We start from the raw sequence: 11171 nt of genomic DNA on the forward strand, positions 1-11171 counted from the left end.
GCTGGGTGGCCTGTCAGGGCCTCATCGCGAGCAGGCTCGCTCCCACATTAGATCTTCAGTGCACACAGTTTTTGTGTACGAAGAAAATCAATTGTGGGAGCGAGCCTGCTCCGGGCGGCGTTCCGACGATGACGGCAGCCCTGCCAACAACAATCTCGATCTACTGCGCCACCCGCGCCGGCAACAGCTTCAAGGTGCTGCGGGTATTGGCCGTGACTTCTTCTTCATTGAAATGCGCCTCCTGGTAGACGCCTTCGATATAGGCTTCGGCCTGGTCATCGTAGTGTGAATCGAACAGCACACCGCTTTGGCCGACCGGGTTGATGGTCAGGCCGTGCGCCGGGTCGGCGAAGTCGATGATCCGGCGGGTCGACGGGCCGTAAGTCACAGGCCATGGCGCCGGGCCGATTTTTGCCGAGAGGTTGTTCGGCACTTCGTGGCTGCCGGGAGCCTCGAACGGGCCGACGTTGAAAATTCGATCCAGCGGCTTTTGCATGCCCAGCGGATGGCCGTGGGTCAGGGTGTGGGCATCGCCCCATAGCCATTGCGCCGGGTCAGGGCCGAGGGTGGTTTTCAGGTGGGCGATACTCGCCTGCCACGCAGCCTTGACGATGTCGGCGCGGGTTTCCTTGCCGAGTGTGTTGCGGTTGTCCCACCACGGCGAGTTCGCGGAGGCAGCCAGCCGAGGCAGTGCGGCATCGATCACGCGGGTCGAGAGCAAGGTCTCGAAAAAGCTGTCGCCGAGTTCGTCGTGCAGTGCGCCATCGACGAGGTTGAACAGGAACTGGTTGAACAGGGTGGCGCTGGTGGAGTTCACCGGGTAATCGCCTTTCCACTTGGCCAGTTGCTCCACCAGTTGCAGCTCTTGCGGGTCGCTGACCACTTCACGCAGTACCGGCAACAGCGGGGCCAACAGGCGAGGGCCGTAGTCGGTGGTGGTGCCCAGTTGCAGTTTCTGGCTGGCGTCGATGTTCCACTTCACGCTCTTGTCGCTGAGCTGGCGATTGAGCTGCTGACCGCGATCCGGCAGGTTGTAGTAGCCAGGGATCTCCATGCCCGTCGGCGAAACCGGCTGGAAGTTGGYCGAGACGATATAGCCGCGCGCCGGGTTTTCTTCCTGCGGGTTGGCGCTGAAGGGGTAGAAACCTTCCTTGTCAGCCTGACTGGTGCTGCCGTCGAGTATGAACCACGGTTTGACCCCGGCCGGACGTTTAGGCAGTTGTGCCGCTGCCCACCAGCCAATGTCACCCTTGGCATTGCCCCAGACGATATTCAGCCCCGGCGCATGAACCTTGGCCGCCGCCGCGCGGGCCTTGGCCAGGGTGTCGGCACGATTGAGCTGATAGAAGCCTTCGAGGATCGGGTTCTGGGTTTCGAGGAATGCCCACCACATGGCGATCGGCGTCTTGCCGGCGCTGGCACCGAGCACGTTGTTGATGATCGGGCCATGGGGCGATTGACGCAGGATCAACGTGACCGCCGCCTGGCCCTTCACGGCAATCTGCTGCTCGGTGTTGACCATGTCGACCCACTTGCCGTGATACCAGACCTGGTTGGCATTGTCCGGGTTGACCTTTTCGGCGATCAGGTCGAGGTCGTCATTCTGGAACATGGTCAGGCTCCAGCCGAAGTCCAGGTTGTGGCCGAGGAAAGCAAAAGGCACCAGGACCTGATGGTGCCCGTAAAGCTCGAAACCCGGCGCCGAGAGTTGCGCTTCGTACCACACCGACGGCGTCGAAAAACGAATGTGCGGATCACCGGCCAGCAGCGGTTTGCCGCTTTGGGTGCGAGTACCGGAAACCACCCAGGCGTTACTGCCCTCGAACTGTGGCAGGCCGTTGTCGGCCAACGCTTGCTCACTCAGGCGCGCAATGGCGTTGAGGTCTTTCCAGTCAGCGGCGGAGAGCACCGGGGCTTTGCTGGACGGACGTTTGGCCAGCACGCCTTTGGGCTGCCAATCGAGGTCGAAGATATTCAGGTAATCGCTGCCCAGCTGATCGCGTACATAGGTCAGCAACGGTTCGGTGCGAAACGCCGCGGCAAAGCTGTAGGCCATGTAGCCGGCGACGCTGACGGTGTCCTCGGCGGTGAACGCGCGTTTGCGGATGCCCAGCACGTCGAATTCTATCGGCGCTGCGTGGGTGTCCTGATACTGGTTGATCCCGTCCAGATAAGCTTGCAGCGCCTTCCACGCCGGAGACTGGCGGTCGAGTGCGGCCACGTAGCTTTCGGCGCGCTCGCGGATGCGCAGGCTGCGGAACAGTTTGTCGGTGTCGATCAGTTTTGGCCCGAGGACTTCGGCCAGCTCGCCACGGGCCAGGCGACGCATGGCTTCCATCTGGAACAGCCGGTCCTGGGCGTGTACATAACCGAGGGCGCGATAGAGGTCGGTTTCGTTCTCGGCGCGAATATGCGGCACGCCGCGTTCGTCGTAGCGCACCGTCACCGAGCCTTGCAGGCGTTGCAATTCCACCTGGCCCTGACGCGTCGGTTGCTTGCTGTACACATACCAGCCACCGCCAGCCGCGAGGACGACGAGTAGCAGGGCCAGCAGGGTCAGAACGCGTTTCATGGTGACTCCTTGTGCATTCGAAATTGCCGCCGTCTAAGGCTGCAAACATTTAGCACAGACCCTCTGTGCCGAGCATTACCTTCCTTGAAAAGTCCGGAATGCCTTAGGCTCTGTACGATAACTGCCTGCGCATCGACCAGGCTGCGTTAAAAACAGGCTCGGAATGCTCATTTAGGGGCCTAAAGTCGGGTGCGACCCCAGCCGTTCCTCGCCTGTTTTTGCCTTGCCTGATCGCCGCTCGGCGAGTTCTCGTACAGACCCTAGTGTGCCCATGGACAGTAGCAGCCCACCGCGAGGGTATGCGTGGCGCTCACCGGGCGGTCTTCGCTCAGTGCCTGGAGGATCGGTTCGATAAAGCTGTTGCTGGAGTTGCAGGTCAGGCCTTCGCTGTAGGGCCCGAAATACGCCAGTTTGCCGCTGCGGTCCCAGATCGCGACCGCCGGGCTTGCAGGGATTTGTTCGGAGCCTGGCAAGGTGTCGAGGGTTTTCAGGCGGCTCAAGGTACTGGGTAACTGACCCTGGCTACCGGGCTTCTGTACCGCATAAAACTCAACGCCTTGCGGCACAAAGTGCTCAAGCAGTTCGGCCAGGTGCTGTTGATTGCCGACGTTGCACGGGCAGGCCGGGTCCCAGAAGTGCACGACCCGAATCGCACCGGGGCCTGCCAGATTGGCGGGAAGGCTCAGCGGATCACCGGAAAACAACGCCGTGTGCGAGCTGAATGCCCGCAGGTAGCGTCCCTGAAACCAGTCATAGGCGGCCCACAGCGCGCCGGCACACACAAGGGCGAGCAGACTGGCAAGCAGTGTCGTGCGGTAGTGCGGACGCATACGGAACCATCCTCGAAGGTCGCGTAGCTTGCCATGCTTGCCGCGACAGATGAATATCGCAGGCCCATAAAGTCTGTTTTGCGCTCTGCGCTTTGCCTGGAAACCCGTGATGCCTGCCACCTTCAACCCCGATCATCTGCGTGCCAGCCTGCGGCCCTTGGCCGAGGCGCAGCCGTTGTCGGAGGAGGCGCAGGCTTATCAGCATTTTTATGGGCTGGATTTCCCGCAGCGCAGTGTGCCGGTCAAACGCGGGCTTGGCAGTTTCAAGGTCGGTGACTATCAGTTGGTCAGCCAGGTCTGGTGGCCGCAGCGGGTGGTGGCGACGATGTTCCTGTTCCACGGTTTCTACGATCACATGGGCCTGTATCGGCATGTGATCGAATGGGCGCTGGATCAGGGGTTCGTGGTGATCGCCTGTGATTTACCGGGGCATGGGTTGTCCAGTGGCGAGCGCGCGAGTATCGAGGATTTCGCCGAGTATCAGGCGGCGCTGCAAGGGTTGTTCGCTGAGGCGCGGTCGCTGGATCTGCCGCAACCGTGGCACCTGTGCGGGCAGAGTACGGGCGGTGCGATTGTTATCGATCACGTGTTGAACGCTGGCGCGGACAGTCCTGCGCAAGGGCAGGTGATACTGCTTGCGCCGCTGGTTCGGCCGCGCTCCTGGGGCTGGTCGCACTTCAGCTATTACCTGATGAAGCCTTTCGTCAAAGGCATCGCCCGGCGCTTCAGCGAGAACACCAACGACCCGGCGTTCTTGCCATTCCTGCAAGCCGATCCGCTACAACCGCTGCGTTTGCCGAGCGTGTGGGTCGGGGCGCTGGCGCGGTGGATCAAGCGCATTGAAGCGGCTCCGCACAGCAGCCGTCGACCACTGATCGTCCAGGGGCAGGCGGACATGACGGTGGACTGGGAACACAACCTTGACGTGCTGGGGAGCAAGTTCGACCGGCCGCAGGTGTTGAAACTGCCCGAGGCCCGCCATCATCTGGCGAATGAAACCCCGGCGTTGCGCCAGGAGTATTTCGGGTTTTTGACCAAGCGCATCAAAGGGCGAAATTTCTAGCGACTGTTATGACGCCATCGCGAGCAGGCTCGCTCCCACATTGGTTTTATGTCGTTCACAAATCCAGTGTGGGAGTGAGCCTGCTCCGGGCGGCGTTCCGACGATGGCGATCTTCCAGACGCAGAAGCTTACTGGCTAAGGCTCGAGGTGCTTTTCCCCACCGCCAGTCCCGCCCGAATCGCTGCCAACGCCGCCCGGTAATACGCCTTACCTTCAGAGGACTCGGCAAAGGTGGCGAACTCTTCCAGTTCGTCATCCGATAAGTCGCGATAGACGTACAGCAACGTGTTGTTCAAGTCGGAGCCGATTTGATCCATCAAGCGCTGACGCTGGCCGTCCAGCATGCCTTGGGCCTGACCGCCGCCGAGCAGGCCGGGGATCATCTGGCTCAGGCTGTCGGCCGCTACGCCGGCAATCGCCAGGCTGACTTCGGCACCGGCTTCGCGCGCCGGCAGTGCCTGGGCCAAATGGCCAATGATCAACTGACGGGTGTCGCTGGCTTCGATTTTCGGCAGGCCCTTGGCGTTCTTCGCCAACTGGTCGCGGCGGGTCGCCAGCAGTTCGGCGGCGATGATCTTGCGTCCCAGTGGTGACTGGAAAAACGCCAGTGCAGGTGCAGGGTCCGCGAGGTTTTTGCGCAGTTGCGCTTCGGCTCGATGGTCCATGGCTTGCGGGGCAAAGCGCTGGTTGCTGTTACTGACCAGCGCCTGAAACACCGCGGGCGGCAGGCTGCTTTGGTAGCGTTGCTGGGCGGCAGTGAGGGCATCGTTAAAATGCGCGCGTTGGTCTGGCCAACCGGCGACCTTGTACAACTGGTCGTGGCCGTCTGCCCAAGCGGGCAAAGTGCAGATCATCAACAGTGAAAAAAGCAAACGGCGCATAAGGACTCCTGTCAGCAGGCGACTATTCTCCGGGGCCGGACACAGGTTGTCGAGAATTCGTATCAGGTTCGTCAGCTTATCCGACGATCCTCCGCTACACGGCTCTGTCGGATTTTCTGGCGCAGGAATACTATGCGCGCCATGCAAATACCCTCTGATCACCCGCTGCTGTTACGTATCGTCGACGACCTGGCTACACATGGCTGGTCGCAGCAGAATATTTTCCTGCCCCAGGCTCTGACCCTGGAACTGGCGGCTGAGTGCCGTAAACGTGCAGCCGAAGGTGAGTTGGCGCCAGCGGCAGTGGGGCGCGGGCCTTTCTCGGAGATTCGCGAAGGCATTCGTGGCGACCATATTCAGTGGCTTGAGCCCGGGCAAGATGCGGCCTGCGACAGTTATCTGGGGTTGATGGACAGCCTGCGCGAGGCGATGAATCGGGGGTTGTTTCTCGGTCTTGAGGATTTCGAGAGCCATTTTGCGCTTTACCCGCCGGGCGCGTTCTACCTCAAGCACGTCGACCGCTTTCGCGACGACGACCGGCGCATGGTGTCGGCGGTCATCTATCTCAATGACAGCTGGCTGCCGGAGCATGGCGGCCAGTTGCGGATGTACCTGGAGGRGGGCAGAGAGCACGATGTGGTGCCCACTGGCGGTTGCCTGGTGGTGTTCCTGTCGGGCGAAGTGCCCCATGAAGTCCTGCCCGCGACCCGCGAGCGCCTGTCATTGACGGGCTGGTTTCGCCGGCGCGGCAACGAGCCATTCTGATCATGCAGAAAATTCTGGTGAGCCGTTGTCTGCTGGGCCACCGCGTGCGTTACGACGGTGGGGCCAGCGGGCCGTTCAATCAGCTGGAACAATGGATCGCCGAAGGTCGGGTGATCCCTTTGTGCCCGGAAGTCGCCGGCGGTTTGCCAACACCACGGGCTGCGGCCGAGATTCCGGGTGGGCAGGGCGGCCAGGTGCTCGACGGTATTGCACGGGTGATAACGACTGAGGGCGAGGACGTCAGCGCCGAGTTTCTCTCGGGTGCCCATCAGGCTCTGGAATTGGTCCGAAAACACGCAATCCGCATCGCCGTGCTCAAGGCCAACAGCCCGTCCTGTGGCAATCGGCTGACCTATGACGGGACCTTCAGCGGGGTCAAAGTCAGCGGCGAGGGCGTCACCGCAGCCTTGCTGACCCGCAATGGGGTGCAAGTGTTCAGCGAGCTGGAGTTGGCCGAGGCTGCGCTCGCGTTGGCTGCACTGTCCTTGTAGCAGCTGCCGAAGGCTGCGTTCGAGGACGAAGTCCTCGCAGAGCTAACACCACGCAGTTCCTGACGTAGTGCATTAGGACGCTTGCGACGGCTTCGCCGCCGAACGCAGGCTTCGCCAGTTGCTACAGGATTGCGTACATTTCTATATCAAGGTTTCGGTGGTTGGCTCGCGTCCATGCCGAACCATTTATCCGACAGCGCCATCAATCGGCCGTCCGCCTTGATCCGTTGCAGGGCCCGGTCGAGGCTGGCCTGGAATGCCGGGTTACCTTTCTGAAACGGAATCGCCAGGCTCAGGGTCGGACCGACCTTGGCACCTTCTTTTACCGGTAGACGACTGTCGCGAATGGCGTAGGGGATCAGTAAGCGATCGCTGATGGCTGCGTCGATCTGTTTGTCTGCCACATCCTTGAGCGGTTGCTGCGCGTCGGGATAGCTGCGMAGGTCAATACCTTCGACACCGCGCGCCTGTTCGACGAACTGACTGCCTTGCGCCACACCCAGGGACTGGCCCTTGAGCGCCAGCAAAGTGCCGAGCGGGCGTTGTTCTTCCTGGCGCACGATCAATTGTGCGCTTGAATAACTATAAGGTTCGCTGAAGTCGAAACGATCCTTGAGTTCTGGAGTCAGTGCTATGTGGTTGATGGCGACGTCGTACTTGCCGCTCTCGACCCCCGGCAACAGATCGGCCGAATCAGTGACCACGAAGTCGGCACGCACATCCAGTTCGTTGGCCAGCAGTTGGCCCAGTTCGACTTCGAAGCCGCTGAGCTTGCCGTCTTCCTTGAAGTTGAACGGTGGTGTGTTGGCTTCAAGCGCAATGCGCAACTCGCCACGGTCGTTTACATCGTCGATCAGTTCGGCATGAGCAAARGGGCTCACAAGGGGCAGCAACAGTATCAGGCCAGGCAGAAAGCGCATGGTCACTCCTTGAATTCGTTATGTGCGGCGCGCTGTTTCGTGCGCTTTGCTATGGTGTTGAGGTGTTTCGACAACGAATCGCCACGAAGTTGTCACAACCGTAAAGATTAAGTTCAAAACTGGAGAAAAGAATGAAAACCTTTATGTCACGTGCAGTTCTCGCTGGTCTGATGCTCAGCGCTTCGATGCTGGCGAGCGCCGCGGACGTCCCCCGCACCAAGGCCCCTGCGGGTGCGAAGGTGTATATCGTCTCTCCGGCGGACGGTGCGACTGTAGATAAAACCTTCAAGGTCCGATTCGCTGTTGAAAAAATTGCCCTGGCGCCGGCCGGCGATCAGACCCCGCACACCGGGCACCACCACCTGCTGATTGACGTCAACCAGTTGCCAGTCGAGAACATGCCGATCCCGGCGGACGCCAACCACCTGCATTTCGGCAAGGCACAGACCGAAACCGAAGTGACCCTGACGCCGGGCAAGCACACCTTGCAACTGGAGCTGGGCGACAAGAACCACGTGCCGTTCGATCCGCCGATTGTTTCGAAAAAAATCTCCGTGACCGTCAAATAACAGGATGTCTTGGATCTGGCGTATTTAAGTTCGACGTTCGTTAAGCGCCCGAGGCAATGCCTCGGGCTTTTTTTTGAGTCTTTCGAGGTGGTCTACAATTGTTTCGCGGCGAGAAAGGAATTACGCCGATCCTGTTTCCTCAAGGACGTTCCCCCATGAATAGTCGTCTGTTGGCTGCCTCAATCCTGACGTTGTTTGCCGGCTCATCTTATGCGCTGTCTCAAACCGACAGAGCTGTTGTGGATGTACCCAATATCCAAGAAGCTATTACCATTCAGAAACAGATCGATGCACAAAGCGATAAGACCGCCCCTGCAGGAACTCCCTGGTTTATCGTGCTCAGGGGGAGTGCTCCGATTATTGTGACAGCGCCTCACGCTACACGGCCTTTGCGTGATGGTAGCTACCGATTCGCTGATGGCGGTGGTACGGCGGCTTTGGCCAAGATGTTAAATACTCTGGGTTGCGCCACGGTGATCTATACGCAATTTCAGAGTCCGTCAGACCCTAATTATTACGACGACAATGATTTCAAGGCGCAAGTCGCCAGCCTGATCAAGGAAGTGAAGCCTCAGTTGTTGATCGACTTGCATGGCAGCAACTCTTACCGTCCCTATGATGTGGATTTCGGTACCATGAACGGGAGTTCGTTGCTGGGCAAAGATCAGGTTGTTCAGGAGTTAACAGACGCCATGCTCAAGGAAGGACTTAAAAACTTTTCGCACAATTACTTTGCTGCTTCGAAAAATCAAACTATCACTAAATACGCATCTAGCCTGGGAGTGCCAAGTGTGCAATTGGAGATCAACAGCACTTGGATGATGCCGGCGATGGACGATCTTTACGCTCATCGTTTCTCGCAGTTGCTGCAAGCATTGACTCGCTATGTGCGGGTGGYGACTAGTAACCCGGAAGGCCTCTGTAAAACATCCCCTGCTGCATAAGGCATGAAAAAGGGAGACCCGAGGGTCTCCCTTTTTATTGACGCTTGAGCGTTAGAACAACACGCGGCAACGAATGGTGCCGTTGATGTGTTGCAGCTTCTCTTGCGCCAGGTCCGAGTATTCGGCGTCGACGTCGATCACGACGTAGCCGACTTTCTCGTTGGTCTGCAGGAACTGACCGGAAATGTTGATACCGTTTTCGGCGAAGACCTTGTTGATCTCGCTGAGTACACCCGGAATGTTCTGGTGAATGTGCAGCAGACGGTGCTTGCCAGGGTGAGCCGGCAGGGCCACTTCCGGGAAGTTGACCGAGGATACCGACGTACCATTGTCGCTGTACTTGACCAGTTTTTCCGCCACTTCCAGACCGATGTTGGCTTGCGCTTCAGCGGTGGAGCCGCCGATGTGCGGGGTCAGGATCACGTTGTCCAGGCCACGCAGCGGGCTTTCGAACTCTTCGTCATTGGAGCGTGGCTCCACCGGGAATACGTCGATGGCCGCGCCGATCAGGTGCTTGTCCTTGATCGCGTCCGCCAGGGCGTCCAGCTCGACCACGGTGCCGCGAGCGGCGTTGATCAGGATGCCGCCCTTCTTGATGGCGCGGATTTCTTTCTCGCCGATCATCCACTGGGTAGCAGCAGTTTCCGGAACGTGCAGGGTCACGATGTCGGACATCGCCAGCAGTTCGTGCAGGTTGCCGACCTGAGTGGCGTTACCCAGTGGCAGCTTGGTGATGGTGTCGTAGAAGTACACCTGCATGCCCAGGCCTTCAGCCAGGACCGACAGTTGAGTACCGATCGAGCCGTAACCGACGATACCCAGCTTCTTGCCGCGGATTTCGAAGGAGTTGGCCGCGCTCTTGATCCAGCCGCCACGGTGGCAGGAAGCGTTCTTCTCAGGGATGCCGCGCAGCAACAGGATCGCTTCAGCCAGCACCAGCTCGGCCACCGAACGGGTGTTGGAGTACGGTGCGTTGAAGACAGCGATGCCGCGTTCGCGAGCAGCGTTGAGGTCGACCTGGTTGGTGCCGATGCAGAAACAGCCAACAGCTACCAGTTTCTTCGCGTGATCGAAGATTTCTTCGGTCAGTTGAGTGCGGGAGCGAATGCCGATGAAGTGCGCATCAGCGATCTTTTCCTTCAGCTGGGCTTCCGGCAGAGAACCTGTCAGGTACTCGATGCTGGTGTAGCCCGCCGCCTTGAGGACGTCGACAGCCGATTGGTGGACGCCTTCGAGAAGAAGGAACTTGATCTTGCTCTTATCGAGAGAAGTCTTGCTCATCTGCGTAAACCTGTGTCCCGGAGAAAAATGGCAGGGAAGTGGCCAGCAGATGCTGACCCGAGCGGCAGGAACGCCGTCGCCGCAGAACAGCCTTTGGGCACTATCCCCAAGACCACCGAGCAGGTCCAGGCCATCGTCCGTTGGGCGAATGAGCACAAGATTGCGCTGGTGCCGTCTGGCGGGCGCACCGGGCTGTCCGCCGCTGCCGTGGCAGCCAATGGCGAAGTGGTGGTTTCGTTCGACTATATGAACCAGATCCTCGACGTGAACCTGACCGACCGCACTGCGACGTGTCAGCCGGGCGTAGTCACCGAACAGCTGCAAAACCGCGCCGAAGAGCACGGTCTGTACTACCCGGTGGACTTTGCTTCCGCCGGTTCCAGCCAGATTGGCGGCAATATCGGCACCAATGCTGGCGGGATCAAGGTTATTCGCTACGGCATGACCCGTAACTGGGTTGCCGGCATGAAAGTCGTGACCGGCAAGGGCGACCTGCTGGAACTGAACCGCGACCTGATCAAGAACGCCACCGGCTACGACATGCGTCAACTGTTCATCGGCGCCGAAGGCACCTTGGGTTTTGTGGTCGAAGCGACCATGCGTCTGGATCGCGCCCCGAAAAACCTCACCGCGATGGTCCTCGGCACTGCCGATTTCGACTCGATCATGCCGGTGCTGCACGCATTCCAGAGCAAGCTCGACCTGACCGCATTCGAATTTTTCTCCGACAAGGCGCTGGCCAAAGTCCTCGCGCGCGGCGACGTGCCGGCACCGTTCGAATCCGATTGCCCGTTCTACGCGCTGCTGGAATTCGAAGCGACCACCGAAGAAGTGGCCAACCATACACTGGAAACC

The 11171-nt window shown here is 59.6% G+C and carries 11 protein-coding genes; 6 read left to right on the forward strand and 5 right to left on the reverse strand.

The window, feature by feature from the left end; all coding sequences use genetic code 11:
- Positions 1-160: 160 nt before the first annotated feature.
- Both AC1DH9_RS12275 and AC1DH9_RS12280 read right to left on the reverse strand, forming a co-directional pair.
- Positions 161-2572, reverse strand: coding sequence for a penicillin acylase family protein (locus tag AC1DH9_RS12275; protein ID WP_477808234.1), 2412 nt, complete (start codon positions 2570-2572; stop codon positions 161-163).
- A 260-nt stretch (positions 2573-2832) separates the two neighbouring features.
- On the reverse strand, positions 2833-3402 hold the full coding sequence (locus tag AC1DH9_RS12280; protein ID WP_427546660.1) for a DUF6436 domain-containing protein: 570 nt from the start codon (positions 3400-3402) through the stop codon (positions 2833-2835).
- A gap of 109 nt (positions 3403-3511) precedes the next feature.
- Here AC1DH9_RS12280 and bipL point away from each other — a divergent pair, with 109 nt between their 5' ends.
- Complete coding sequence (bipL, locus tag AC1DH9_RS12285; protein ID WP_427546657.1) at positions 3512-4465, forward strand: phospholipase BipL; 954 nt, start codon at positions 3512-3514, stop codon at positions 4463-4465.
- Between the two features lie 128 nt (positions 4466-4593).
- Here the strand turns inward: bipL and AC1DH9_RS12290 are convergent, their stop codons facing one another.
- The gene (locus AC1DH9_RS12290) at positions 4594-5346 is read right to left on the reverse strand and encodes a DUF2059 domain-containing protein (RefSeq protein ID WP_427546655.1); all 753 of its coding nucleotides are present in this window, start codon (positions 5344-5346) and stop codon (positions 4594-4596) included.
- Between the two features lie 132 nt (positions 5347-5478).
- Here AC1DH9_RS12290 and AC1DH9_RS12295 point away from each other — a divergent pair, with 132 nt between their 5' ends.
- Together AC1DH9_RS12295 and AC1DH9_RS12300 are read left to right on the forward strand one after the other, a co-directional pair.
- Complete coding sequence (locus AC1DH9_RS12295; protein WP_477808235.1) at positions 5479-6111, forward strand: 2OG-Fe(II) oxygenase; 633 nt, start codon at positions 5479-5481, stop codon at positions 6109-6111.
- 2 nt (positions 6112-6113) lie between these two features.
- Positions 6114-6602 carry a 2-thiouracil desulfurase family protein gene (locus AC1DH9_RS12300; protein WP_427546649.1) on the forward strand — a complete coding sequence of 163 codons (489 nt, stop codon included), beginning with the start codon at positions 6114-6116 and terminating at the stop codon, positions 6600-6602.
- Positions 6603-6748: 146 nt separating this feature from the next.
- On the opposite strand, the gene AC1DH9_RS12305 is transcribed toward AC1DH9_RS12300, so the two are convergent.
- On the reverse strand, positions 6749-7522 hold the full coding sequence (locus AC1DH9_RS12305; protein ID WP_427546646.1) for a transporter substrate-binding domain-containing protein: 774 nt from the start codon (positions 7520-7522) through the stop codon (positions 6749-6751).
- A 131-nt stretch (positions 7523-7653) separates the two neighbouring features.
- Here AC1DH9_RS12305 and AC1DH9_RS12310 point away from each other — a divergent pair, with 131 nt between their 5' ends.
- Together AC1DH9_RS12310 and AC1DH9_RS12315 are read left to right on the forward strand one after the other, a co-directional pair.
- The gene (locus tag AC1DH9_RS12310; protein WP_427546644.1) at positions 7654-8091 is read left to right on the forward strand and encodes a DUF4399 domain-containing protein; all 438 of its coding nucleotides are present in this window, start codon (positions 7654-7656) and stop codon (positions 8089-8091) included.
- A 155-nt stretch (positions 8092-8246) separates the two neighbouring features.
- Positions 8247-9035 carry a ketol-acid reductoisomerase gene (locus AC1DH9_RS12315; RefSeq protein WP_477808236.1) on the forward strand — a complete coding sequence of 263 codons (789 nt, stop codon included), beginning with the start codon at positions 8247-8249 and terminating at the stop codon, positions 9033-9035.
- Positions 9036-9086: 51 nt separating this feature from the next.
- Here AC1DH9_RS12315 and serA read toward each other — a convergent pair whose 3' ends face one another.
- Positions 9087-10316 (reverse strand): phosphoglycerate dehydrogenase, encoded by a 1230-nt coding sequence (gene serA / locus AC1DH9_RS12320; RefSeq protein ID WP_054594522.1) that lies wholly within the window; start codon positions 10314-10316, stop codon positions 9087-9089.
- Positions 10317-10343: 27 nt separating this feature from the next.
- Here serA and AC1DH9_RS12325 point away from each other — a divergent pair.
- On the forward strand, positions 10344-11171 hold an 828-nt coding region (locus AC1DH9_RS12325; protein WP_477808237.1), incomplete at its 3' end, for an FAD-binding oxidoreductase.

Source organism: Pseudomonas sp. 05T35, from assembly GCF_056396605.1.